General features: G+C 68.4%; 21 protein-coding genes, 1 tRNA gene and 2 pseudogenes. 10 read left to right on the forward strand and 14 right to left on the reverse strand.

The features are described from left to right. Positions 1–74 precede the first annotated feature (74 nt). A complete protein-coding gene (locus GC106_RS16335; RefSeq protein ID WP_173130820.1) occupies positions 75–1,685 on the reverse strand; it encodes an acyl-CoA synthetase in 1,611 nt (536 codons plus the stop codon). Positions 1,686–1,757: 72 nt separating this feature from the next. On the opposite strand from GC106_RS16335, the gene GC106_RS16340 reads away from it, so the two are divergent. Continuing rightward, entirely contained in the window at positions 1,758–3,416 is a 1,659-nt protein-coding gene (locus GC106_RS16340; protein WP_173130823.1) for a bifunctional 3'-5' exonuclease/DNA polymerase, read from the forward strand. A gap of 9 nt (positions 3,417–3,425) precedes the next feature. On the opposite strand, the gene GC106_RS16345 is transcribed toward GC106_RS16340, so the two are convergent. From GC106_RS16345 to GC106_RS16380, 8 genes are all read right to left on the reverse strand, one after another. Then, positions 3,426–6,038, reverse strand: a complete 2,613-nt coding sequence (locus GC106_RS16345; protein WP_173130826.1) for a CHAT domain-containing protein — start codon at positions 6,036–6,038, stop codon at positions 3,426–3,428. Between the two features lie 98 nt (positions 6,039–6,136). Next, positions 6,137–6,319: a hypothetical protein gene (locus GC106_RS16350; protein ID WP_173130829.1), complete on the reverse strand. Its 183-nt coding sequence runs from the start codon at positions 6,317–6,319 to the stop codon at positions 6,137–6,139. 380 nt (positions 6,320–6,699) lie between these two features. Then, the gene (locus GC106_RS16355) at positions 6,700–6,882 is read right to left on the reverse strand and encodes a hypothetical protein (RefSeq protein ID WP_173130832.1); all 183 of its coding nucleotides are present in this window, start codon (positions 6,880–6,882) and stop codon (positions 6,700–6,702) included. A gap of 286 nt (positions 6,883–7,168) precedes the next feature. After that, entirely contained in the window at positions 7,169–7,522 is a 354-nt protein-coding gene (locus tag GC106_RS16360) for a hypothetical protein (protein ID WP_173130835.1), read from the reverse strand. Positions 7,523–7,690: 168 nt separating this feature from the next. Further along, positions 7,691–8,857 carry a lactate 2-monooxygenase gene (locus GC106_RS16365; protein ID WP_173130838.1) on the reverse strand — a complete coding sequence of 389 codons (1,167 nt, stop codon included), beginning with the start codon at positions 8,855–8,857 and terminating at the stop codon, positions 7,691–7,693. A gap of 15 nt (positions 8,858–8,872) precedes the next feature. Continuing rightward, positions 8,873–9,889, reverse strand: coding sequence for a tetratricopeptide repeat protein (locus GC106_RS16370; RefSeq protein WP_173130841.1), 1,017 nt, complete (start codon positions 9,887–9,889; stop codon positions 8,873–8,875). A gap of 52 nt (positions 9,890–9,941) precedes the next feature. Next, the gene (locus GC106_RS16375) at positions 9,942–11,309 is read right to left on the reverse strand and encodes a Gfo/Idh/MocA family protein (RefSeq protein ID WP_173130844.1); all 1,368 of its coding nucleotides are present in this window, start codon (positions 11,307–11,309) and stop codon (positions 9,942–9,944) included. Positions 11,310–11,408: 99 nt separating this feature from the next. After that, positions 11,409–12,050 (reverse strand): FMN-dependent NADH-azoreductase, encoded by a 642-nt coding sequence (locus GC106_RS16380; RefSeq protein ID WP_173130847.1) that lies wholly within the window; start codon positions 12,048–12,050, stop codon positions 11,409–11,411. A 76-nt stretch (positions 12,051–12,126) separates the two neighbouring features. On the opposite strand from GC106_RS16380, the gene GC106_RS16385 reads away from it, so the two are divergent. Together GC106_RS16385 and GC106_RS16390 are read left to right on the forward strand one after the other, a co-directional pair. Continuing rightward, positions 12,127–12,621 carry a MarR family winged helix-turn-helix transcriptional regulator gene (locus GC106_RS16385; protein WP_312872684.1) on the forward strand — a complete coding sequence of 165 codons (495 nt, stop codon included), beginning with the start codon at positions 12,127–12,129 and terminating at the stop codon, positions 12,619–12,621. Beyond that, on the forward strand, positions 12,612–13,907 hold the full coding sequence (locus GC106_RS16390; protein WP_173130850.1) for a multidrug effflux MFS transporter: 1,296 nt from the start codon (positions 12,612–12,614) through the stop codon (positions 13,905–13,907). The genes GC106_RS16385 and GC106_RS16390 overlap by 10 nt, the downstream gene beginning before the upstream one ends. On the opposite strand, the pseudogene GC106_RS47800 reads toward GC106_RS16390, so the two are convergent. The 3 genes and pseudogenes from GC106_RS47800 to GC106_RS16400 all read right to left on the reverse strand — a co-directional run. Next, a pseudogene (locus tag GC106_RS47800) lies at positions 13,833–14,366 on the reverse strand (LysE family transporter); the annotation flags it as partial. The gene GC106_RS16390 and the pseudogene GC106_RS47800 sit on opposite strands and share 75 nt — an antisense overlap. A 207-nt stretch (positions 14,367–14,573) precedes the next feature. Beyond that, entirely contained in the window at positions 14,574–16,763 is a 2,190-nt protein-coding gene (locus GC106_RS16395; protein WP_173130853.1) for a GNAT family N-acetyltransferase, read from the reverse strand. Between the two features lie 21 nt (positions 16,764–16,784). Next, on the reverse strand, positions 16,785–17,486 hold the full coding sequence (locus tag GC106_RS16400; protein ID WP_173130856.1) for a GOLPH3/VPS74 family protein: 702 nt from the start codon (positions 17,484–17,486) through the stop codon (positions 16,785–16,787). Positions 17,487–17,854: 368 nt separating this feature from the next. Here GC106_RS16400 and GC106_RS16405 point away from each other — a divergent pair, with 368 nt between their 5' ends. Further along, entirely contained in the window at positions 17,855–18,058 is a 204-nt protein-coding gene (locus GC106_RS16405; protein ID WP_173130859.1) for a hypothetical protein, read from the forward strand. Between the two features lie 37 nt (positions 18,059–18,095). Further along, positions 18,096–20,042: an SDR family oxidoreductase gene (locus tag GC106_RS16410; protein ID WP_173130862.1), complete on the forward strand. Its 1,947-nt coding sequence runs from the start codon at positions 18,096–18,098 to the stop codon at positions 20,040–20,042. A gap of 10 nt (positions 20,043–20,052) precedes the next feature. On the opposite strand, the gene GC106_RS16415 is transcribed toward GC106_RS16410, so the two are convergent. After that, positions 20,053–20,964 (reverse strand): AraC family transcriptional regulator, encoded by a 912-nt coding sequence (locus GC106_RS16415; RefSeq protein ID WP_173130866.1) that lies wholly within the window; start codon positions 20,962–20,964, stop codon positions 20,053–20,055. Positions 20,965–21,059: 95 nt separating this feature from the next. Here GC106_RS16415 and GC106_RS16420 point away from each other — a divergent pair, with 95 nt between their 5' ends. From GC106_RS16420 to GC106_RS16435, 5 genes and pseudogenes are all read left to right on the forward strand, one after another. Further along, positions 21,060–21,413, forward strand: coding sequence for a nuclear transport factor 2 family protein (locus tag GC106_RS16420; RefSeq protein WP_173130869.1), 354 nt, complete (start codon positions 21,060–21,062; stop codon positions 21,411–21,413). 1 nt (position 21,414) lies between these two features. Further along, a pseudogene (locus tag GC106_RS16425) lies at positions 21,415–21,894 on the forward strand (SDR family NAD(P)-dependent oxidoreductase); the annotation flags it as partial. Next, positions 21,783–22,139: an SDR family oxidoreductase gene (locus GC106_RS49320; protein ID WP_312872711.1), complete on the forward strand. Its 357-nt coding sequence runs from the start codon at positions 21,783–21,785 to the stop codon at positions 22,137–22,139. The pseudogene GC106_RS16425 and the gene GC106_RS49320, both read left to right, overlap by 112 nt. 97 nt (positions 22,140–22,236) lie before the next feature. Then, entirely contained in the window at positions 22,237–22,842 is a 606-nt protein-coding gene (gene orn / locus GC106_RS16430; protein WP_173130872.1) for an oligoribonuclease, read from the forward strand. Between the two features lie 60 nt (positions 22,843–22,902). Continuing rightward, positions 22,903–22,975 (forward strand) — tRNA-His (locus tag GC106_RS16435). A 151-nt stretch (positions 22,976–23,126) separates the two neighbouring features. Here GC106_RS16435 and GC106_RS16440 read toward each other — a convergent pair. After that, positions 23,127–24,647, reverse strand: coding sequence for a LacI family DNA-binding transcriptional regulator (locus tag GC106_RS16440; RefSeq protein WP_173130875.1), 1,521 nt, complete (start codon positions 24,645–24,647; stop codon positions 23,127–23,129). Positions 24,648–24,817 lie beyond the last annotated feature (170 nt).

The raw sequence follows: 24,817 nt of genomic DNA on the forward strand, positions 1-24,817 counted from the left end.
CCGTCCACTTGTGATCAGCGGCGACGGACGCCGCCACGGCACCCTCGGTGCGTGCGGAGCTCCGGGGAGCACCGTCAGTCCAGTTCGGCCAGCTGGTTGCGCAGCAGCTTGCCGGTCGGGTTGCGCGGCAAGGAATCCAGGAACCGGACGTCCCGGGGAACCTTGTACCTGGCCAGGTTCGCCTTGACGTGGGCCCGCACGCCTTCCTCGTCCAGTTCCACGCCCGCGCGCCGGACCACAAAGGCCCGTAACCGCTGGCCGAACTGCGGATCGGGCACGCCGACGACCGCGGCCTCGACCACGCCCGGGTGTTCCGCCAGCAGGTTCTCCACCTCGACCGGGAAGACGTTCTCGCCGCCTGACACGATCATCTCGTCGTCCCGGCCGTCGATGAACAGGCGGCCGCCGGCGTCGAAGTGGCCGACGTCGCCGGTGGACAGCAGGCCGTCGATGATCTCCTTGTTCCGGCCGTCGGTGTATCCGCCGAACGCCAGGTCGCTGCCGACGAAGACCCGGCCGATCTCGCCGGGTTCGGTGACGCGGTTGCCATGGTCGTCGTACAGCTGCACGCGGCAGCCACAAGGAACCTTGCCGACCGTGCCCGGCGCGGCACGCCAGTCCTCGGGCGTCGCGACCGCGGCGACGGCCACTTCCGTTGACCCATAAAGGTTGTAGATCACGTCACCGAACACGGCGGTCGCCCGGTTGCCGAGTTCGGGCGACAACGCCGACCCGGCCGAGAAGATGATCCGCAGCGAAGACGTGTCGTACGAGTCCAGCACGTCCGGCCCGAGGTCGAGAATCCGTTGCAGCATCGTGGGAACGAGCACCAGCTCGGTCGCCTTGTTGTCCCGCACCATGCGCAGGCACGCCTCGGGATCGAACTTGCGGCGCACCACCACCGTGCACCCCAAGGCGAACGACAGCACGAACTGCGACAGCGCCGTGCCATGGAACAGCGGCGCCGCCAGGACAGTGCATTCGTTGACACGCAACGGAATCCGGTCGAGGAACTGGGCTGCCGAGAGGCCCGACTTGACCTGCCGCGGCGCGCCCTTCGGCGTTCCGGTCGTCCCGCTGGTCAGCAGCACGAACCCGCCCGGCCGGGACGGATTGGGCAGCGGCCGGTCGTCGGTGTCGCCGATCAGCGCTTCGAGGGCCGGCTCGCCGGTGGCCGTGTCCGTCCAGGCCAGGTACCGCGGGATGGTGGAATCCGCCGCTTCCAGCAGCGGCGCGAACTCCTCGTCGTAGACCAGCGCCGTCACGTTCTCGCGCTTGATCACGTCAGCGAACTGCGGCTTGGCGAACCCGGTGTTCAGCAGCAGCACCCGCGCGCCCATCTTGCCGCTGGCGAGCATCGCGTCGATCAGGCCGCGGTGGTCGCGGCACAGCACGCCGATCACCGAGTCCTCGGTCATGCCCTTCTGCCGCCACGCGCGGGCCAGCGCGTTGGAACGGCGCTCCAGCTGCTGGAACGTCAGCGGTCCGAGCTCGTCCACCAGGCCGAGTTTGCCGGGGTCCCGCCGTGCCGACATCCGGACCGGCCCGGCGATCGCGCCGATCTGCTTGACGTACCGCAGCGCCCGGACACCCTCGTCGATGCGGGGCAACGGCACCAGTCCGGCACGGTGAAGGATTCTGATGCTCCGCAGCGTCTCCGGAACACGCGTCAGGACGTTGGGCACCGGCACCTCCAAAACCTACTGGCGAGTTAACTTCGACCGTATCTGTCGTACCCCCGGGGCACAATCACCGGCATGTTGGTGTTCGTCTGCCCAGGCCGTGACGGCGCAGGTCACGTTCGCGTGGTGAACGCCACCACATCTGAAACGGTGGCTGACCACACCCCGGCCGACCTGGCCGGCTGGATGGCCGCCTTCGAGCGCGACGAACACCCGCGCTGGGTGCTGCCCGCGGTTGACGAGCTCTACCCACGGCTGCTCCAGGTGGACGTCCGGCTCGCCCGCTGCCACGACCTCACCCTGGCGGAAGGCCTGCTCCTGGCCCACGAAGGCCGGCACGGCAGCCCCCGCAACCCGGGCGCGGCCTGGGCCAGGCTGCACGGTCGTGCCGAGCCGGAGGACAAACCGCCACCGGCCAAGGACGCGCAGCCCGCCCTGTTCGAGCTCGACGAGCGGTTCTACTCCATCGACCAGCTCGTCGAGGTGTACGGCGACCAGCAGCGGCGCATCCGTGCCAGCGCTCACCCCGATCGGGTGACGTTACTCGTGGCGTCCGAGTCCGCGGGCGCCCTCGCGGCCGCCGAGATGAGCAACCACGGGCTGCCGTGGAGCGAGGAAGTGCACCTGGAGATGCTGGAGTCCATGCTCGGCCCGCGGCCGGCGCCGGGCGCCAGGCCCGCCAAGCTGGCCGCGCTCGCCGAACGGATCGCCGAGGCGTTCGGCGGCCGTTCGCTCAACCCGGACAGTCCGCCGAGCGTGGTCAAGGCCTTCGCCAAGGAAGGCATCGACATCCCGAACACCCGGGCGTGGGTGCTCAAGGAGGTCGATCACCCGGCCGTCGAGCCGCTGCTGGAGTACAAGGAACTGGCCAGGGTGTGGACCGCGCACGGCTGGAGCTGGCTGGAGTCCTGGGTGCACGACGGCCGGTTCCGGCCCGAGTGGGTGGTCGGCGGCGTGGTCTCGGGCCGCTGGGCCACGCGCGGCGGCGCGGCCCTGCAACTGCCCAAGGCCCTGCGCAAGTCGGTCCGGGCGCTGCCCGGCTGGTCGCTGGTGGTGGCCGACGCGGCACAGCTGGAGCCGAGAGTGCTCGCGGCCCTGTCCGAGGACCGCGAGCTGGCGGCGTTCTCCACGGACGTCGACCTGTACGCCGGTCTGGCCGAGGACTCCTTCGACGGCGACCGCGGCAAGGCGAAGATCGCCATGTTGTCGGCCATGTACGGCGGCACGTCGGGCGGCGCCGGTCCCCTGCTCGCCGTCCTGCGCAAACGCTTTCCCCAGGCGGTCGGGCACGTCGAGCAGGCCGCGCAGGCCGGTGAACAGGGCCGGATGGTGCGGTCCCGGCTCGGCCGGACCTCGCCGTACCCGTCCGAGCGGTGGCGCTCGCTGATGGAGCGCAGCGACGGCACCGAGGAGGAGATGCGCAAGTCGCGGCAGGCGGCCAGGGACTGGGGCCGGTTCACCCGCAACTTCGTGGTGCAGGCCAGCGCGGCGGACTGGGCGCTGGTCCTGCTCGTGGTGCTCCGGCGCCGGCTCGCCGCGCTCGCGCCCAAGGCGGAGATCGTCTTCTACCAGCACGACGAGTTCATGGTGCACTGCCCGGCCGACACCGCGGACCTGGTCGCGGGCGAACTGCTGGCCTCCGCCGCGGAGGCCACCGGACTCGTCTTCGGCGACACCCCGGTCCAGTTCCCGCTGGAGATCGCCACTGTGGACAGTTACGCGGACGCCAAGTGAGGCCGGCCGTCAGCGCGAGCTGCCCAAGCACACGAACGGCCTGCGGTACGGGTCGGCGGCGATCGCGTCCGCCAGTGCCACAGCGGGTTGCGCGCCCGCGGCCAGGCGGCGGTGGTAGTCGTCCATCGCCGCCGCCGCGGCCTGGTCGCCGACCTTGCTCAACGGCGCGACGACCGTCTGCGATCCGCTGGCCAGCAACGCGCTCGCGAAACCCAACGCCTCGTCGCCCGGCCTGACCCGGTTCAACGCCAGTTCGCACGCGGCGAGCACGACCTGCTGCGGAGGACGCGCCAACCCGGCGATCTCGTGCGCGAACAGTGCGCCGTCGGCCAGGTCGAGCCTGGAGAACAAGGCGTTCTCCGGCTCGTGCACGCCGTGCGCGGCGATGTGGGCCAGCAGTGCGCCGTCGAGTGCCTTGAGCACGACCGAAACGGTGGCCTGGTCGCCCGACAGCAGCTCCACCGTGTGGTGGTGCGCCGCGAGTTTGTCGATTTCGCCGATGGCGGCGGGCAATCCGAGTCCCCGGACCAGAACCGCGCGGCCGTCTCGGCGCGTCGCACGTTCCGCGGCCAACCATGCCGTCGCCGAAGGCGCGACGACCGTCGGCCGTCCGTGCATGGACGGCAACACATTCCACGGCACACCGTAAAGTGCGCCAGTCGGCACGACCACAAGGTCACGGTCACCGATCACCTGCACCAACGGCCGCCCGATCAGACCATCTATCCGTTCGGCTTGTTTGCGCGCGGAGGCGGACACCACCTTCACCATCGGCGTGGGCAGTTGGTCCGGTGCCAACGCGTTGAGGTCGACGTTGAGCATTCGCGCGTGCTTCGCGGCCTCGGTGGCCGACCCGAGGTTCACCGTGCGGACCTCGCCGTCCATCAGCACCACAACCGCGAGTGAATCCTCGGATGCGACGAAGCTCATCAGCGCCCGGTCGCCCAACGCTTCGGCGACCTCCTCCGCCCGGGTGACCGGCCGTGGCCTTCCCCACCGTCCGGAGTGCCAGCCGAGCCGGTTGGCCTCGCGCAGCCGTTCGGTCCGGCGCGCCTGCAACGCGGCTGTGGGCAGCCCGTCGTGCCTGGCCTGGTGCACCGACTGGGTGAGGCTGCGGACCTCCGCGATCCGTTCGGCCAACGCCGGATTGTCCAGTCCTGCGAGTGGTTCGTAGCGATACGTCTGCGCCCGGGTGCGTTCCAGCCAGTCGAAGAGCCTGCCTGGCCGGGCGCCGCGCATCACCAGCCGGATCGCCAGTTCGCCGAGGTCCCGGCCGTGCAGCGCGGTCCCCGACAACAGTTCCAGCCCGCCCATCCGGTCCCGGACCTGGTCCAGTTCCGCCAGCCCGGCCTTGATCTCCCGCAGCGCCCGGGGCGCGTCGTCGTGCGCGACGGCCAGTTCGGCCCGGCAGAGCCGGCGCAGCATCCGGTGATCGATCGCGGTCAGCCGGCCGGGCCGGGCGACCCTGTCCATCAGCTCGGTCGCCCTGTCCAGGCGGCCGCGGCGGATCTCCAGCCGGACCGCGAGCATCCGTGCGGTCGCGGCCTGTTCGGTCAGCTTCGGCACCGGCAGGCTGTCGGCGAACCGGACAGCCTTCGCCGGCAGTGCGCCGGGGATCGTTGCGGACCGCAGCGCCAGCAGCGTGTCCACGCGCAGGCTGATCAGATTGGCGTTGGCCACGCAGGTCTCGCAGCCCCACTGCTTCATCCGCTGGTGCGCCGAGCGCGCCATGGTCCGCGCCAGGTCCAGGTCGCCGGTCAGCAGCGCGGCGGCGGCGCGGTACAGCTCGGCGTCGGCGAGATCACGGGACGTGCTGTGCTGTTCCCGCATCACCGGCAAGGCCTCGTCGAGATGGTTACCCGCCTCGTCGGCCAGGCCGGCGGTCAGCAGCGCCTGCGCCTGACTCATCCGGAGCAGCGCGACAGTGTTCTCGCCGATGCCTCGGTAGACACGGTCGCACTCCTCATAGCGGCGCAGCGCGGCCGGAACGTCGCCGCTGCGCAGCTCCAACGTGCCCAGCATGCGCTCCAGATCTGCGGCCCGCGCGGGCAGGTCGTACTCCATGGCCAGGTCGATGGCCCTGGTCAGCGCGTCACGAGCACGCTGGAGCAAGCCGATGCGGGTGCAGACCAGGCCCACCGAGGCCAACGTCTTGACGAACGGGTCGACCATCGGCCGCGGGTCCGCGGTGCCCGCCATGCACAGTTCCTGGTGCGCCACGGAGGACTCGAACCAGTCGAGACTCTCCTCGTTGCGCCCGGCCCCCAGCAACAGGACGCCGTAGTTGTTGTCGACGTTGCCGGTCAGTTCCGCCCGGTCCAGCGGGTCGGCGACCGCGGCGATCAGGGATCTGACCTCGTCCAGCCGGGCCAGGCCCACGGCCAGCCCCTGGGACTCGGCAAGCAGTGCGGCGAGGCTGCACGACAGCCGGATCCTGGCGCGCAGCCAGTCTTCCCTGTCCCCAGGATCAACGGGCTCGACGGTGCCGAGCACCCGCATGCCCTGCCGCGCCAGCCGCACGGCCTCGCCCTGCCTGCCGACGCAGTGCGCGTCGACGGCCGCACGGTGAAGCTCACGTGCCCGAAGGATCACTTGCGGGTCGGCTGGCGGCGTCTTCGTCACAGGCACACCACTATGACAACACAGAACGTAGCGAAAGGAAGCCCTCCGGTCCGGGAGAACCGGGCCGGAGGGCGGTCACGCCGGGTGTGGCACGCTACCTACGCGCCCTTGTGGATGCAGCCGCCTGAGCAGTCCGGGGTGTGGATGTGCTCCTGGGTCTCGACCTGCTCCCGCTCCTCCTGCGGCTGCTCGACCGGAGCAGGCAGGATGGTGGTGCCGGCGATGGTCCGCACGGCGCCGTCCTCGCCCGGGAGAACGTTTTCTTTGGTGCTGCTGGTCATGCTGATCTACCTCCCCTATCGATCTTGGCTTAGGCCAGACGTGAACACCGGAATCACTGGAAGTGACCTTTGTGTCCCCTGTTCGCACGCCCCTCGCGCCGCGAACGGCCCAATACTGACACAACGGAGCAATGATCGGGAAGAATTTCCTCACTGGATGGAGTGTGCCGTGAATCTCCCATCCGACGGGCCCAGTGCCCGGACGGTTCCCGGTGTACCCAAAAGGCCGTCCAATTGGACGGCCCTTTGGTGTTCTGGCATCTGCGACACGGCGCGACCGGCGGCACGCCACTGTGGATCGTCACGGTGCGTGGTCCCCGCGCGAACACGGTGCCGAGCCAGTCTTAAGTGGACACTTCGGCAGGCGTACGGCGTCAGGTTCAGCGGCGCACGGCCCAGACGATCAGCACCAGCCCGGCTGCCACGCACACCAGGCCGATGCTGGTCCACAACCGTTCGCCGGTCATGAAGCTACCGGTGATGTAGCCGAGTCCTTGGCCGGTCCAGACACCGCCGACCAGGATCAGCAGGGCACCCAGCACGATCGGAAGCCATTTGCGCATCCCTCATGATGGCACCATGAACTCCCGCACCATAAGCGGGCGCCGGCCACCCGGACATTTCCGATCCGCCCGGAGAGAGAATTGTCGATCCGCTGCCGTGCCCGGCCGCGCCAAGCGATGCCCGGCGGACCACTGAGGACCGCCCGAAGCCACTGTCCACAATGTATCGAAGAGATGCGGGGGCCGGGTCTGCAACCCGGCGTTCACCGGGAAAAGACGTCCGCTCGGCGACACGGCCGGAAACCATTTCCGCAAAGCGAACTCCGGCCGAACGGAATGTGAACCCCTAGAGTCCGTACGCGTCACCGGACAGCGAGCCGTCCGGCAGCCGGGGCGGCTTGATCCCCGCCTGCGTGAACAACTCGCCGAGCTCCAGGTTCAGCCTGCCGACCAGCATCCGGTAGTCCGGGACCGGCCGCAACCTGTCGTGCGGCACGATCCTCGTGAAGGTCTGGACCTCCGAACCCCTGGTCGGCCGCAGCCGGTTGACGTCCAGCTGGAGCTCGGCGTGATCCTTGCGGCGCCAGATGGTCAGGCTCCACCACTCGCGCACGTCCCCTGACATCCCGCCGTGTTGCGGGCCCCGCGGTATGCGCCACGACCATGACTCGACCCAGCTGCGCAGCTGTTCGGGACTCACTTGCACGGCGCTCCCACCAGGGCGAGGGTGATCACTCACCGGAAGACTACAACGACCGCCGCTGATCTTCCTGGTTCGCCCGCACCCGCTACGAAGTGTGGTCGTTCGTTCGTGAGTCCACGGCTCGCGACGCCATCCTCACCGGCCGGCCCCGTGCCGGATCGATCTCTACGAAACGCGGGACAGTGAGCCGGCGGTCAGCTCCGCGACGGATCGATGCCCCGACAACGCGACAGTGAGGTCGAAATCGGCGAGAATGCTCCGGACCACGTGCCGCACACCGGCTTCCCCGGCATGCGCGAGTCCCCAGACGTACGGACGGCCGAGCAGCACGGCCTTCGCCCCCAGTGCGAGGGCCTTGAAGACGTCCGCGCCCGTCCGGACCCCCGAGTCGAACAGGACTTCGAGCCGGTCGCCGACGGCGTTGACAATCGGAGGCAACGCGTCGAGCGACGCGATCGCGCCGTCGACCTGACGGCCGCCGTGGTTGGAGACGACGATCCCGTCCATTCCCGCGTCGGCCGCGCGCCTGGCGTCGTCGACGTGCTGGATCCCTTTGAGCACAATCGGTCCCTCCCAGTGCTCACGCAGGAACGGCAACGCCTCCCAGTTCCGGTCGGTGCCGGTGAACATCGGGATCCACTTCAGCACCGCGGACGGGATGTCGTCCTCCGGCGGCTGGGCCAGGCCGTCGCGGAACACCGGGTCGGAGAACGGGATCGCGGTACCGGTTCCACGGATGAACGGCAGATACGCGTTGTCCAGATCGTTGGGCCGCCACGCCAGTGTCCAAGTGTCCAACGTGACCACGAGCGTGGAGAACCCGGCTTTGGCCGCACGGCTGAGGATGCTCACGCACAGGTCCGGGTCGTTCGGCCAGTACAGCTGGAACCACCGGGGTCCGGTACCGTTCGCGACGGCGACGTCCTCGATCGTGTTGGACGACGCGGTCGACAGCACCATCGGCACGCCCAGGGCGTTCGCCGCTCGTGCGGTCGCCAACTCGCCGTCCTCGTGCACGATCGACTGCACACCGACCGGCGCCAGCAACACGGGCGCGGGCATCCGCGTCCCTAACACCGTCGTGGAGACGTCGCGTGCGGTGGCGTCACGGAGCATGCGCGGCACGATCCGCCACTTGTCGAACGCGTCGCGGTTGGCACGCATGGTCGCGCCGGAGCCGGCGCCGCCCTCGACGTACCAGAACGGCCCGGCCGCGAGGATCTCGCGCGCCGACTCGGCCAGCCTGGTCGGGTCGGTGGTGAACGGGGGCACCTGGTCGGCCATGCCCTGGAGGTACAGCTCGTACTGGTATCCGCCGAGGTGTTGCGTCATACCCCGACAACTTACTTACCTGGGATGGCTGCGCCGCCAGATGGCCATGACGGAGACGACAACACTGGCCACACTGGCCACGAGAACGATCGACAACGGACTCAGGGTGCGCGCACCGAGCGCGACCAACACGGTCCACAACACCAGCAACACCGACGACAACGCCAACAGGCCGGTCGCCACGGCCAGCATCCGGTGCTCCCGCATCGTCTGCTTCACCGGCACGCCGCGGGCGAACTTCATCCACGCGGTACCCAGCACGTACGCCACGAACAGCACGAGCACCAGCCCGAACCAGCCCAGCACGCTGAACGTGTCGTCCAGCCCGATGAGCATGAGCACCAGGCTGCCGGCCGCCAGCCCGGCGGACGCGCGTCTGAGGGCCAGCCACACGCCGAGCTCCTCGATCCGGCCGAGGTGCGGCCGCTGCACGACGGGCTCCGCCGTGGCGGGCGTGGTGGTCGTGTCCAGCTGCGGACGGCCGAGCCGGATCAGGTTCGTGCGGGCGTGCTGGTTGGCTGGATCGATTTTGATCGCCTCGTAGTAGGCGCGTCGCGCGGTTTCCTTGTCGTGCACGCGCAACGCCGCGTCGCCGAGGACTTCGAACGGCCGGGGCTCGTTGTTGGCCAGCTGGATCCCGCGGCACGCCGCGGCGAACGACTCTTGTGGATGGTCCGTGCCCAGCGCCTCGGCGAGAGCCACGTGGCAACGCCAGTCCTGGGAGTCACGCCGTACGGCTTCACGCGCCGACACGACGGCTTCGTCGCGCCTGCCGAGCTCCAGCAACGCGACGCTGGCGAGCCGGTAACCCCAGGACCGTTCGCCGTTGCGGATCGCGTTCTTCGCGGCGTCGAGCGACGCCTCGGCGTCACCGGCGTCGAGGTACGCGGCGCCCAGATGACACCACGCCTCGGAGTGCGTGGGGTGCTCGTCCAGCACCCCACGCACGACGTGGATCGCCGCGTCGGAATTGCCCGCGGCGGTGAGGTCGGCCGCGCGACGTAGCGCGACCGCGATCGGCTCGTCGGCCATCCTGACTCCCTGGCTTGGGGTTTCGGATGGCGACAGTCTTGCACTGTCCGCGTCAGGCCGGTTTCGGCGAGTCCACTCCCGGGCGGCTCTGCCGCCACCTTCCCCTGGTGAAGTCGGGAATCTGTTGCGGCGCGCCGCCTTGGTCGATGGACTTCGAACTCAGCGGGACGGGTGCGCTCCACACCGCGCCGTCGTACACGTCCATGTCCGGGACCAGGCCGAGCCGCATCGTCTGGATGGTCCGGTACACCATGTAGTAGTCCATCCCGCCGTGCCCGCCCGGTCCGGGTGGGACGTCTGTCCACAACCAATGGTCGTACGACTTGTACTCCTCGAAATCCGCCCACTGGTGGCCGGTGTTGTGCGGTTCGAGGTAGATCCGGGGTGGATAGTCCTCGAAAACGCCCTTGGTTCCGGCGATGTGGTTGAGCCTGCTGTACGGGTGCGGTGTGGACACGTCGTGTTCCAGGCGGATGACCCTGCCTTTGGCCGTCTGCAGCAGGCTGATGGTCATGTCGGACTCGACATACCGCTCCCGCCATGACGAATCGCCCGGCTCCTCGTGTGCCTTGCGGTACTCCGCGAGGCCGAGCGCGGGTGTGCCGTACGACGACATGCGCACGATCCGGTCGCCGCGGTTGATGTCCATGTACCCGGCGACCGGCCCGAGGCCGTGCGTCGGGTACAGGTCACCCTTGAGGCGGTTCTTGGTGTGCCACGCGCGCCGCCACTCCCCCGCGTAGTACGTGTCGGAGAACAGCAACTCCCGCAGGTCGTGGTTGTACGCGCCCGCACCGTGCAGCAACTCACCGAACAAACCTGCGTGAACCATCCGCAGAACGCGCATCTCGTTGCGCCCGTAACAGCAGTTCTCCAGTTGCATACAGTGCCGCTGGTAGCGCTCGGACGCGTCCACCAGCTGCCAGAGCTCGTCGATTGACGTCGCGAACGGTGTTTCCACACCGACGTGCTTGCCTTCACGGACCGAGGCCAACGCCATCGGCACGTGCCATTCCCACGGCGTGGCGACGTAGACGAGGTCGATGTCGTCGCGCCGGAGCATGTTCTCGTAGTCGTGCTCGCCCTTGGTGTACAGGGCGGGCGCGGGCTGGCCCGCGTCGGTGACGGCCTTCGCCGCGCGTGCCGCCGCATCCGCGTTGACGTCGCACAACGCGGTGACCTTGACGCCGGGGACGGCCAGGAACGACCCGATCATCCCGCCGCCCCGGTTGCCCAGGCCGATGATCGCGACGCGGACCGTGTCATGCCGCTCGAACGGCACGCCGATCATGCTGCGCCCCTGCTGACGGGGCCAGTCCTGCTGATCCTCCTGGGCCTGCGCCTCGGCCTGGGCCCCCGAACCCAGGCCGAGCGCCGCACCGGCCGCGAGCAACGACCGACGGGAGACCTGATCGCTCATGACACCTCCTGCTCAAATCTGCACATTCGAGCTCGATAGCAAGCAGATTCACACAGTCGGCCGGAGGTGTCAGCCTACTTTCGGACTAAAAGCCCGCACTCAGGCCATCGCGGCCAGCTCCTGGACGGCCTTGTACGCGTTCTCCTTGGAGGTGTCCGCGATGTGCTGGAACTGCTTGAGGTGCTCCACGACGTAGGCCAGTGTCATCTCGGTGTGCACGAACGTCAGGTCCTCGTCGAGCCCGAGCCCGTTGAAGTACAGCCGCAGCAGCGGCTCCTGGTGATCCCAGCTCTCCTTCGGGGTGCCCGGCCCGTACGAACCGCCGCGCGCGGTCACCACGAACACCTTCTTGCCGTTGAGCGGCCCCCGCCCGGTCTCCGGGTCGGCCCGCAGCTCGGGCACGAGCACGTGGTCGAACCAGGTCTTGATGGTCGACGGGATCGTGAAGTTGTACATCGGCACGCCCAGCAGGATCACGTCCGCCGCGAGCAGCTCGTCGCGCAACGGTTTGACCTTGTCGTACTCCGCCCGCATCTCCGGCGTGCGCTCGTCGGCGGGCACGTTCGCAGCCGTCATGTACAGGCCGGTCACGTGCCCGACCGGATCAACCGCGAAGTCACGGTACGTGTACCCGCCGTCCGGGTTGGCCGTGCGCCACGACTCGGCGAACGCGGCGCTCACCGGCCGCGAGTGCGAGTGGGCGCCCTGGATGCTCGAGTCGATGTGCAGCAAGTTCGTCATAACCGAGAAGATACGAATCAAGATGTTCTGAGTCAAGAATATCTCCGGTCACACCGGTCTCCCGTAAACTGCCAGCGTGGACGAGAACGTCATGGCGACCGGTGTGGTCGACCAGCGGTGCCTGCAGCACTTCGACGTGAACTGGCTGCTCAACCGAGCCGCACACGGGCTGCGCGAGGCCATGGACGCCGAGGCCAACGCCCACGGCACGACCATCCGCGGCCACATCGTGCTGACCGCGCTCGTCCAGAACTCACACCCTGACGCCCGCCCATACAGCCAGCTCGCGCTGGGGCACGCGTTGGGCGTGGACAAGACGACGATGACCGCGCTGCTCGACAAGCTGGAGCGGCAAGGACTCGTGGTCCGCACGCCCGACCCCAACGACCGCCGCGCCCGCATCCCGGTGCCGACCGAGGCCGGCCGGGAGTTGCAGGCGAAGCTCTACCAGCGTCTCCAGCTGGTCGAAGACCAGGTGCTCGGCGACCTCACGACCGAGGAACGCGACGTCTTACGGGGACTACTGCGCCGGATCATCCCCGTCCAGCCGGTCGAGGGCTCGTGCATGTGAGCGTGCCAGGCAGGCTGCGGTTCACGCTCATCCTGGGGGCTTTGTCCGCTTTCGCGCCGTTGTCGATTGACATGTATCTGCCGGGTTTTCCGGCGATGACCGATCAGCTGCACGCTTCGGCGTCCGAGATCCAGCTGACCCTGACGGCGTTCGTGATCAGTCTCGCACTCGGCCAGGCCGTCGCCGGGCCACTGTCCGATGCTTACGGACGGCGACGACCGCTCGTCTTCGGCTTGGTGTTGTACGCCATCGCGTCCGTCGCGTGCGCCTTCGCTCCGTCGGCGTACGCGCTTGTCGCGTTCCGGTTCGTCCAAGGGCTCGGGGCCGCGACCGGGATCGTGATCGCCCGCGCCGCGGTCCGTGACCTGTTCTCCGGGGTCGCGCTCGCCCGGTTCTTCTCGACGATGATGCTGGTCACCGGGCTGGCACCGATCCTGGCGCCGGTGATCGGCGGACAGCTGCTGCAGGTCACGTCGTGGCGCGGGGTCTTCGTCGTCCTGGCGGCGTTCGGCGTGGTCCTGCTGCTGTCGACTGTTTTCGCCTTGCCGGAGACGTTGCCGTCGTCGCGACGCAGGCCCGCACGGGTCGGCGCGGTGCTCCGCTCCTACGGCGGACTGCTGCGGGATCGGGTTTTCCTCGGTTACGCCTTGACTTCCGCTTTGCTGTTCGCGGCGATCTTCGCGTACATCTCCGGTTCGCCGTTCGTCCTGCAGGACGTCTACGGCCTCTCGCCCCAGCAGTACAGCTGGGTGTTCGGGGTCAACTCGGTCGGGATCGTGCTCGCCGGCCAGATCGGCGGCTGGCTGGTCGGCCGTGTTCCGCCGCGCCGGCTTGTCGTGGCCGGTCTGGGTGCCGGGTTGGCCGGCGGCGCCGGACTGATCGTCGCGGTCGCCGCCGGGGCGGGACTGTTCGTGGTCTTGGCGCCGATGTTCCTGATCGTGTCGAGTGTCGGCATCGTGATGCCGAACGCCTCCGCGCTCGCCTTGGCCGATCAGGCGGACAACGCGGGCGCGGCGTCCGCGCTGATCGGCATCTCGCAGTTCATCATCGGCGGCGGCCTCGCGCCCTTGGCCGGGCACGGCGCGCTGGCCATGGCCGTGCTGATGGGCTCGGTCGCCGTCGGGTCGGCGCTGGCGTACGTCACGCTAACCCGTCACAAGCCGAACCGCGAGGACAGTGATCACGGCGCTGGAGACGATGGCCGTGATCATGCGGCCTCGTTGCCCGGTGAGCACGCGACCGACGACGCTGCCACCACCGGCGAGCAGGAGTTGCCAACTCGCTGACGCCAGCAGCGCGCCGAGCACGAACACCATGCCGTGCACCAGATCGGGCACGACATCGGCCCGCATGCCGAGCACGAGCGCTCCGAAGTAGATGATCGTCGCGGGGTTCAGGATGGTCAGTCCCAGCAGTCCGAAGTAGGCACTCCGGGCCGTGACTTCCTTTTCACGACCCCGTTTGCGTGCGTCGACGACCGTCTTGACCGCCAACGCGATCAGCACGACCGCAGCGGCCCAACGCATCGGGCCCGCGATGGGTCCGATCAGGTTGGCGATCGCTGCGCCACCAAGGACGGCGACCAGGGCGTACACCCCGTCCGCCGTGGCGACACCGAGGGCCGCGGCGGCGCCGACCCGCAACGAGGTTCTCGCGGTCAGACTGATCAGCAAGGCACCGATCGCCCCGACGGGGATCGCGACGCCGTAACCAGCCACTACCCCCGCGAGGAACGCGCCGCTCATGACGCGGCCGCGTCGCACCTCCGGGTCACGCGCTGCTGTCGGCGTGCTCCCGTCGCCGCGGCGACAGGACACTTCCGAGTCAGCTTCTTCTCCATGGCACGAACATACCCCCGCCCGCAACCCCTTTACCCATAAAACCCCTCGTGAGTGTTTATCAGGGTTAGAACACGGATAAACACTCACGAGGGGGTACTGGGGGTTTACCGGTCAGAGTCCTCTGTGGACTGAGGGTGGCCGCCACATGGGGTACAGCTTCGGCCCGTTGTCCGGCAGAGCGATCGGGCCGCCGGTCGGCTGGAATCCCAGATGGACGTACAGGGCGAGGTTCCTGCGGTTCGTGGCTTCGAGATACGCGGGCATCGAGGCGATGTCCAGCTCGCGCAACCGGTGCTGCACCAACGCCGTGCCGATCCCCCGGCTTTGCAACTCCGGAAGCACCGCGACGTACGCGAGGTAATGATGAGGCGCCTTGGGATGCGCGGCGTCCATCGCGTGGTGCAGCGCGTGGAACCGCGGCGCGTACGGCCCGCACATCACGTCGATACGTTGGTCCCAGTCGCGCGGCGAAGCGTGCGGCGGCCCGAAAACCGCCGGGTACCACACCGAAACACCCGACAGCTCGCCTCCGGCGAACACCTCTCCCACGCCCAACGCGTGTTCGACCGCCATGGCCCAGTACGCCGGGTAGATCCGGCGGCGGTCCTCGGGGTCCGGCACGAGCCACTCGGCGACCTCGCCGGTCACGAACGCCTCGCTCAGCACGCGGCTGACCGGGCCGATCGGGTGGTCCGCGCCGATCCGGAAGACCTCGTGCCGGATCGGGCCCATCGCCAGGCCCGGGCTCGTGATCGCCGGGATCACCCCGGAGGAGTCCGTGCGGGCGGGCAGGTCCTGGCTGGCCCGGCCGATGACACTGTTGGCGCCCAGGCCGATCGCCGCGTAGACCGACGGCCTCGCCGACTTCAGGTACGCGCCCCAGCAGATCCCCGCGACGCCGAACACGGCGAACGTCAACGGCAGTATCCACACGGCGGGATGGCCGGCCGGCAGGCCGAGCAACGTGGAGTACTGGTCGAGGGTCAACCAGAGCACGACCAGCAGCAGGATCGCCGCGATGGCCGGGGAGACGAACTTGCGCCACGCGTTCTCGCCGGTGTCCCCGCGCCTGCCGAAGTACCCGATGACCGAGATGGACGTCAGCGCCATCAGGATGACCACGCCGAGGCCGCCGAACGTCGTGCCGATGTACATCAGGTCGATCAACGGATCCAGCCCCGCCGCGGCGAACACGACGATCACCCCGAACGCCAGCACCGTCTGCGTCAACGATCCGACGTAGGGCGAGCCGGTCCGGCGATTGGTCGACCCCAGGCCGGCGGGCAGGACCTTCTCGCGCCCCAGGGCGAACAGGTACCGCGCGACGGTGTTGTGGAAGCTCACCAGCGCCGCGAAGAGGCTCGTCACGATCAGGATCCGGCCGGTGTCGACGATCCAGCCGCCGAGGAAGCCCGCGTTGAACGTGAAGATCAGGTCGGCCTGTTGCTGTGTCGCCGCGTCCACGATCCTGTCCGGCCCGATCGCCACCGTCAGCGCCCACGCGGACACCGCGTACAGCACGCCGACGAACGCCACGGCGATGTACGTCGCTCGTGCGACCGTACGTCTCGGGTCACGGCTCTCCTCGGCGTACACCGCTCCGCCCTCGAAGCCCACGAACCCGGTCACCGCCGTCACCAGCAACGCGCCGACCCCGGCGGTCACCAGGTTCGACGGCGACAACGAGTCGAACGTGATCGTGCCGTCGGCCGGATTGCCCAGCTCGACCACGTTGAACACCAACATGATCAGGCACTCGGCCGTCAGCAGGACCGCGAGCACGCGACTGTTGAAGTCGATCCTCAGCACGCCGAGGACCGCGATCACCAGCCACGCCAGCAGAGCCAGCGCCCACCACGGGACACTCCAGCCGAACCAGGTGTTCAGGTGACTGGCCAGGATCGCGCCGAAACCGCCGTACAGGCCGACCTGCATCGCGTTGTACGCCAGCACGGCGACGAACGAGGCACCGACGCCGGGCACGCGGCCAAGGCCCTGCGCCACATAGGTGTAGAACGCGCCCGCGTTGGTGATGTGCCGCGACATGGCGACGTAGCCGACCGCGAACAGGGCCAGCACGACCGCGATCACCGCGTACGCGATGGGAATCCCGATGGTCTTCGTGTTGGCGAACGTCAGCACGGCGCCGCTGCCGATCACCGTCAGCGGCGCCGCCGCGGACACGATGAAGAACACGATCGACGCGACCCCGAGCCGGTTGCGGGCGAGCGCGGACGACACACGGCTGCGTCCAACCCGGACGAGCGCCGTGCTGGGAGAAGCTAAGTTGTTGTCTACCAAAGCAAAGCTCCTTCGCGAAGGTCAACGGCGGCGGCCAAGCACCGCGTCGCCGACCGCGGCCTCAGTCTGCTTGGCGAGTTCGAGCAACGGGTCCGGCAGCGCGCGGCGCATCTCGTCCAGCTGGGAGCGCGCCCGGTGCGGGCCGTGGTACCAGAGCAAGGCGCTCAGCAGGCCCGTCGAGTGCGCCAGCGCGGCCAGCGTGACGTCCCGCATCAGCTTGTGGTCCTTGCTGATCCTGGCGAACTGGATGTCGGGGTGCGGCCGGGCCAGCAGTTCGTGCAGCCGTACCTCGGGGATCAGTGCCTGCTCGGCGTTGACCGTCCGGTACTGCACGGCGGTGCCGCCCCACCATTTGCGCTGGCGGGTCTGGGCGAGGTGCCCGGCGACGTGCAGCCTGCTGCCGACCTTGTCCCGGGCGTCCTGACTGAGGTACTCCAGCCAGACGCGGATGCTCAGCGGCGGCTCCATCACGATGTCCCGCAGCACGCTCGCGGCCAGCTGGTCGTTCGGTGGTGTCGGGTCGAAGACGATGACGCGCCCGTCCACGACCCGCAGCCTGCGTTCCAGCACCAGCTCGGCCAGCAGTGCCCCGGCCAGGCCGAGATCGATCCCGGTGTCGTGCAGGCGCGGCACGATCGTGTCCGTGTCGTGGTTGTGGGCCACCAGGAAGTACTCGTCAGCCAGCCGGAGGTGTGACGACGAGCTCGGCGCGCGACCGGTCACCGGTGCGCTTCCGCGGTTCTCACCCGGCGGGGTGAAAATGTGATAGTTGTCATGTCAACTGTCGAGGTCACCTGCCGGGGAGGGTCAAGCACCGCAACAGGATGCCACCGACGATCTCCGCTCTCCACGATCGATGACCGGGCGTCACCCGATCGGTCGAGTCGAAATCGCGGATATACCAAACTGTGGCCGTTCCGGTGACGTATCACCTTGTAGGCTCAGTCAGCTTCAAGATCGACAACTACGGAACGGGTTCGGGAAACAATAGTGGGAAAAACCTTCGCGCACGCGTCACGGCGCCGCACCTCAGCCGTCTCACCCACGGGTAGCAGAAGCGTTGGCCATACGACCGTGGAGGTCAGACAGAGGTGAACACCCGCAAGGAATGGTCCGTGAGCTGCCGTGACATCGCGGGACGGCGGCGTGACCTGACGGTGTTCGTCAGCGGTGGGCGCGTGGTGCTCGTCTCCCCACCAGGCGAGACGGCCGTGCTGACCCCGCTTGACGTGGGCAGACTGCGTGCGGCACTGCGCGACGCGGTAGTGGACGCGTCGGCGATCCACGACCAGTAGGGTTTGATTCCTACTCGCCAGTAGATAGGGTTCCGCCATGACCGGATACTTCGTGACGGGCGGGACCGGGTTCCTGGGCAGCAGAGTGGTGTCGCGGCTGCTCACCCTGCCGGACTGCACCGCGGTGCACGTGCTCGTGCGCCCCGGTTCGCTCGGCCGGTTCGACGCGCTCGCCCGGACATGGCCGGCCGGGCGGGTCGTCCCGGTCGTCGGCGACCTGACGGCACCGTTGCCCGATGTGGCCGGCGTGGATCACGTGGTGCACCTCGGCGCGATCTACGATTTCACCGCCGCTGCCGAAGCCAATCAGGTCACGAATGTGGACGGCACCCGGAACGTGATCGAATTCGCCGGACGGGTGGGCGCCAAATGGTTGCACCACGTTTCCTCGGTCGCGGTGGCGGGAGATCATCGCGGGCGTTTCACCGAGCGGGATTTTGATCTCGGCCAGCACCTGCCCTCGCCCTATCACGCGACGAAGTTCGAAGCGGAAAAGCTGGTCCGCGACCAGAACGCGGTGCCTTGGAAGGTTTATCGGCCCTCGGCGGTGGTGGGTGATTCCCGGACCGGTGAGATGGACAAGATCGACGGCCCGTACTACTTCCTGCCCGCGATCACCCGGCTGTCCCGGCTGCCTGCCCGGCTGCCCCTCGTCGTGCCGGACCTCGGCTCGACCAACATCGTGCCCGTCGACTACGTCGTCGACGCGCTGGTGCACCTCATGCACTCCCCGGCACCGTCAGGGTCGACATATCACCTTGTGGCTCCGCGCAACCAGACCCTGGCCGAGGTGTACAACGCCTTCGCGAAGCCCGCCGGCGCTCCCCGGATCGTCGCCAGTCCCCGCGTGTCCGGTCTCCGCGCTCTGGGATCCGTTGGCGCGCTTGCGGTCGACCGGCTTCCCGGTGGCCGGGAGGCCCGCTCGGCGGTCCTGACGGAACTGGGAGTTCCGCCGGAGATCGTGCCGCACATGGCTTTGCGAGCCGAGTTCACCACGTCCGCGACGGTCGCGGCGCTGGCCGGAAGCGGTCTCTCGGTGCCGCCGTTGGCTTCTTACGCGCCCCGGTTGCTGCGGTATTGGTCCGATCACCTGGATCCGTACCGCGCCCGCCGGGCCGACCGGTCGGACCCGTTGGCAGGACGGCGAATCCTGATCACCGGCGCGTCCTCCGGCATCGGCCGCGCGACCGCGCTGGCGGCGGCTCGCCGTGGCGCGCAGGTCTTCCTGGTCGCCCGCCGTGCCTCCGAACTGGACTCGGTGCGAGCGGAGATCTCGTCGTTCGGCGGTTCGGCCTGGGCATATCCCTGCGACCTGACCGACGGTGCGGCCGTGGACGCGTTGATCAAACAGGTGCTGACCGAACACTCCGCGGTCGACATGCTGGTGAACAACGCGGGCCGCTCGATCCGCCGGTCGGTGTACCTGTCGGTCGACCGGATGCACGACTTCGAGCGGACCATGGCCCTGAACTACTACGCGCCCCTGCGACTCACTCTGGGCTTGTTGCCGCACATGCGGGAACGCCGTTTCGGTCACGTGGTCACCGTGACGACGATGGGGTTGCAGAGCGACACGCCCCGGTTCGCGGCGTACCTGGCCTCCAAGGCGGCGATCGAGGAGTTCGGCCGGGTGGCGGGACGCGAGACGCTGGCCGACGGCATCACTTTCACCTCGGTCCGGATGCCTTTGGTCCGGACGCCCATGATCTCCACGGCCGCTTACCGGGCGATGCCCGCCCTGTCCCCGCGACGCGCGGCCGAGATGGTGATCAACGCCCTGGTCCGCCGGCCGGAGGTGGCCAACCGCCCTGAGGGCGTGGCTTTGGAGGTCACCCGGATGATCGCGCCCCGGACTTCCCGCCGGGTCGCGAACCTCCTGTACCGCATGATGCCCGAAACGGCACCGGAGGCGCGGTCCCGTCCTCAGCCGCCTTTGGCGACGGTCGCGGCGACCCTCACCCGACTGGTCTGGCGCAAGCTCTGAGCATGGTTCGTCACGCGTCGACCATTTGGACTTCGGCCCGGCGCCGGCGGCGATAGTCCGTGGGGGACAAGGAGAACTCCCGCTTGAACGCCTTGCTGAACGCGAACTCCGACCGATATCCGACCTGCCGGGCGATCGCGGACAGAGGCTGGTCACCTCGGGTCAGCAGCTGGCCCGCCTTGGTCATCCGCCACCACGTGAGGTAGGTCAGCGGCGGTTCGCCCACCAGCTCGGTGAACCGGCGGGCGAACGTCGCCCGGGACAGCCCGGCGTGCTCGGCCAGGCCTGCGACTGTCCACTGTGCCGCCGGTTCGCGCTGGATCCGGGTCAGTGCCGCCAAGATCGCCGGATCGTCCAACGCGGACGCCCAGCCGCCGGACTGCTTCCGGTACCAGGTTCGCACGACGTATAGGAGCAACAGGTCCAGCAACGCGGGGACGGCCGCGCTTGTCCCCGGCTGGCGGGAGTCCATCTCGGTGCCGAGGAGTTCCACAATGGAGCGGACACCGGGCTCGGGCGCCGCGCGGGCGGGCAGGTGGATGACCTCCGGCAGTGCCGCGAACAGCGGGTGCGGGCGGACCTGGTCGAGGTAATACGAACCACACAGCATCGAGGTCCGCGGGCCGTCGCCGTCGGGGATGTCCTCGGCCGCGACGCCGCCCATCGGGAACTGCGGTGACGCGGGATCGTCGACCAGCGCGTGGCTGCGGCCGTGTGACACGAAGACCACGTCGCCGACGTTCAGGCGGATCGGGGACGCGTCGCCGGGCGGCAGCATCCAGGCCGCGCCCTCCAGGATCACGTGGAAACCGGCGCCGCCCATCGCGGGGAACCGCATGCCCCAGGGCGCTCGCAGGCTGCATCGCGCAGACGTCGGCCGGCCTGCGCGCATCGCGGCGATCGCCTCACCGATGATGTCCATCACACCAGCGTACCAGCGCTTCGTCAGACGATCAGACATGAACGAGCGGGTCATGAACATGGATCGTCTCAACGGATGCTCCTAACGTCGATGGCATGACAGAACTGCCAACCGTGGTGAACGACTTCATCAACGCCGGGAACGCCCACGACGCCGACGGCATGCTCGCGACGTTCCCCGACGACGCCCTGGTCATCGACGACCAGCGGACTTTCTGGGGCAAGGAGTCCATCGGGCGCTTCGTCGACAAGGAGATCGTCGGCGCGAAGGTGACCATGGACGTCGTGAACGTCCGGCGGCACTACGACACGTGGATCGTCGACGCCGAACTGGACGGCACGTACGACAAGACCGGCCTGCCGGACCCGCTCGTGCTCAGCTACCACTTCACCGTCACCGGCGACAAGATCACGACGCTGATGATCCTCTCGACGAAGCCGGGGTACTGACATGACCAAGCGCGCACTGGTGACCGGCGGGACCAAGGGCATCGGCGCGGCGATCGTCGAGCGCCTGACCGAGGACGGCATGCGAGTGGCCACGACCGCACGCTCGGCCGCCGACTCCCCCGTCGAACTGTTCATCAAGGCGGACGTGGCCTCGCAGGCCACCGAGGTGGCCGGGGAAGTGCTGGAAGCGTTCGGTGGCATCGACATCGTGGTGCACAACGCGGGCGGGTTCCAGTTCGAGCCGGGCACCGCCGAGTCGTACCGCGATCAGGACTGGCAGAGCGTGCTCGACCTGAACCTCCTGGCCCCGGTACGAATCGACCGGGCACTGATCCCGCACATGGACTCCGGCGCGATCGTGCACGTCACATCGATCGCGCGGGTGATCCCGACGACCGGCCCGTTGCCTTACGCCAGCGCCAAAGCCGCGCTGACCGCGTACAGCAAGGGCCTCGCGGCCGAACTCGGGCCGCGCGGGATCAGGGTCAACGCCGTGCTGCCCGGGTTCATCGAGACCGAAGGGGCACGCAAGGTCCTGGCCAAGTTCTCCGACGACCCGGACACCGCCCGCGCCGAGCTGCTGAAAGCACTCGGCGGCGTGCCGCTCGGCCGCCCGGGACGGCCCAGGAGGTCGCCGACCTGGTCGCCTTCCTGGTGTCCGGCCGGGCCTCGTGGATCACCGGCGAGGAGTACCGCATCGACGGCGGGAACGTCCCGTCCGTCTGAGCGGCCGTGTGCCTTCGATCACGTGACCCGGGGCGACCGGGACACGCGTACCGCAGGTCGGAGGCCCCGGCCGGGCTCTCGGGATAGGCTCGACCAGGTGAGCGACCATCTGGTGTGGATCGACTGCGAGATGACCGGACTCGATCTGGTGAACGACGCCCTGATCGAGATCGCGGCGCTGGTGACCGACGCCGAGCTGAACATCCTCGGCGAAGGAGTGGACGTGGTGATCCACGCCTCGGACGACGTGCTGGCGAACATGCCCGAGGTGGTCAGGGAGATGCACGCCAAGTCCGGCCTCACCGAAGAAGTCCGCCGCTCGACCGTGACACTGGCCGACGCGGAACGGATGGTCCTCGACTACGTGCGCACCCACGTGCCCGAAGCCCGCAGCGCGCCGCTGGCGGGCAACTCGATCGCGACCGACCGAGGCTTCATCGCCAGGGACATGAAGGCACTCGACGCCCACCTGCACTACCGGATGGTGGACGTCTCCTCGATCAAAGAGCTGTGCCGCCGCTGGTACCCCCGGATCTACTACGCACAGCCAGGCAAAGGCCTGGCGCACCGAGCCCTGGCGGACATCCGCGAGTCGATCAAGGAGCTCGCCTACTACCGCAGCACGGCCTTCGTCCCCCAACCAGGCCCGACGAGCGAAGAGGCCCGGGCAGCCGCGGAACGCGTGCTCAACGCCGACACCTGACCCGAATTTCAGCTGCTGCCGAGGGCGCGCTACGATACTGTCGCTTCAGCAAGAAGCATGGTGGGTGTAGCTCAGTTGGTAGAGCACCTGGTTGTGGTCCAGGAAGTCGCGGGTTCAAGTCCCGTCACTCACCCGCAGGTCAGATGCCCTTTCTTCCACTCCGGAGGAAAGGGCATCTTCGCGTTTGGGAGAAATTTGGGAGACGATCTTGGTCTGACGGTTGCTGCGCGACCTTGGAACCCACAGCGCCCGAACGGTTTTCCGGCATGTACACCGTCCGTCGTCTAAGCCCCCCGTGCCCGCGCCTGCAGCAGATCGTTGAGCACAGCCACCGGTGAGGTTGGCCACATCGCCAGTCGTGCGTCGAGAGCCGCCTCCCACTCAGCCGTCAGCCCGGCCATCAACTCCTGTCGCATCTCGCGTGTGACGTGGTCGTAGTTGGCCTGGACCGTGCCGTCCAGGTGTCCGAGCCGGTCATCCATCAATTTCGGCGGCGTGCGCAGTCCCCGCATCCGTGTCTTGTGCGTGTGACGCAGCCCGTGCGGCGTCAGGCCCTGGGCGATGGGCAGCCAGCACGCATCCGCTCGACTGGAAGCGCTCCGCCCTCGAACCGGAACGCCCGGCCACGGTTCGCCGCGCACCGGCACGGGCCGCGCCTCGAACCGCCCTTTCCTCTGATACCAGCCCGTCACCGCCGGGTGGAACACCCACGTTGCGAAACCATTCCGGCGCCAATGCGGTGCCGACTCGCCCGACGAACCGCCACGGACGTACCCGAGATCGGTGACGGCCGCTTCGATCCTCGTCCGTGTCTGGGCGGCTACCGCACCCGGGCGGTTGAGGAACGCCGACACCGTGGCGGGTGAGACACCCGCTCGCCGGGCAACGTCGACCAACGTCGCGCCTACTCTCCGGACTGCACCATTCGCGGCGCCCAGCCCTCGGAAGACGTACGTCCGGCCGTGACATGGGCACGGCCGCAGCTCGGTCCGTCTAATATGGTCGCCCAGCAGATCACTGAGGAAACGCGGCGAGTCGACGGTGCGATAGCTGTCGTCCTTGGGTGGGCAGCGAACGAACTCGCCTGTATCCAGTTGGTACAGCTGCCACTCAATCCGAATCGACCCGGGGCGCACGAATTCTGTTTCCAGCCCAACAACCTCACCCCAGCGCATGCCGGTGTACGTCGCGAGCACACAGGCCACGAATTCGTCGTCCCTGCCCGCGAGCAGAGCAGCCCGCTCAGCAATAAGAAGGGCGCCCAATGGATCGGTGATGATCTTTTCTGGTCCACGGTGGCTGGCTCGTCCGGCGCGTTTGCCCCTGCCCCGCCGCCTAGCTGCGGGGTTTGTGTCGATCAAATCTTCGTCGTAAGCGTCCTGCAAGATGAGGTGGAGCAACGCCCGCCAGTTCTTGATGCTCTTGGGCGCGTAGCCAGCCGCCGTCTCCTGCTTCTCCCATTGGGTGATGGCCGGGCCGAGGATGTCGGCGAGCGGCTTATCCTCGAACTCCGGTAGTAGATGGTTCTCGATGTCCGCCCGGTAGGTCTCCATAGTGGACGCGGCGAGATCCTGCCGGGCGTACCACTCGGACACGTACATGCCGAAGGGCACCTGGCCGACCGATCGGTTCCGCCATCTGCCAGCCCGCACCTTGGCCTCTTCGTCATCCGCAGCCTGCTCAGCTTCGCGTTTGGTCCGGAACTTGATGGTGGCGCCAGTGGCATCGCTGACTGTGCCGTACTTGCCCGGAGCGATTTTGTACCGCCCGCGGTAGTAGGTCCCGCGGTTTTCGGCGTATCCCAACTTGACCTGCCCTTGCTCGACGAGTGCCCGCCATTCCGGTGCGGATGGCGGGCACTCGTTGTGGTTCTGAACTAGCTGGCTGCCCGGCGTGCCCGCCGCGGTCTGCGCGCGGTAAGCCGCGTCACTTGCGCGCCTGTCGAGGCATGGGGGCGACGTGAGTGCGTCTGCGC

The sequence above is a fragment of the Kibdelosporangium persicum genome (assembly GCF_013280595.1).
GTDB lineage: Bacteria > Actinomycetota > Actinomycetes > Mycobacteriales > Pseudonocardiaceae > Kibdelosporangium > Kibdelosporangium persicum.

What these genes read in the sequence shown, in the direction of transcription:
- GC106_RS16415 (WP_173130866.1), bottom strand. Translation starts at nt 20,964, where the DNA reads ATGGACATCATCGGTGAGGCGATCGCCGCGATGCGCGCAGGCCGGCCG.
- GC106_RS16375 (WP_173130844.1), bottom strand. Translation starts at nt 11,309, where the DNA reads ATGAGCGATCAGGTCTCCCGTCGGTCGTTGCTCGCGGCCGGTGCGGCG.
- GC106_RS16365 (WP_173130838.1), bottom strand. Translation starts at nt 8,857, where the DNA reads ATGACGCAACACCTCGGCGGATACCAGTACGAGCTGTACCTCCAGGGC.
- GC106_RS16350 (WP_173130829.1), bottom strand. Translation starts at nt 6,319, where the DNA reads ATGACCAGCAGCACCAAAGAAAACGTTCTCCCGGGCGAGGACGGCGCC.
- GC106_RS16340 (WP_173130823.1), top strand. Translation starts at nt 1,758, where the DNA reads ATGTTGGTGTTCGTCTGCCCAGGCCGTGACGGCGCAGGTCACGTTCGC.
- GC106_RS16355 (WP_173130832.1), bottom strand. Translation starts at nt 6,882, where the DNA reads ATGCGCAAATGGCTTCCGATCGTGCTGGGTGCCCTGCTGATCCTGGTC.
- GC106_RS16410 (WP_173130862.1), top strand. Translation starts at nt 18,096, where the DNA reads ATGACCGGATACTTCGTGACGGGCGGGACCGGGTTCCTGGGCAGCAGA.
- GC106_RS16380 (WP_173130847.1), bottom strand. Translation starts at nt 12,050, where the DNA reads ATGACGAACTTGCTGCACATCGACTCGAGCATCCAGGGCGCCCACTCG.
- GC106_RS16370 (WP_173130841.1), bottom strand. Translation starts at nt 9,889, where the DNA reads ATGGCCGACGAGCCGATCGCGGTCGCGCTACGTCGCGCGGCCGACCTC.
- GC106_RS16420 (WP_173130869.1), top strand. Translation starts at nt 21,060, where the DNA reads ATGACAGAACTGCCAACCGTGGTGAACGACTTCATCAACGCCGGGAAC.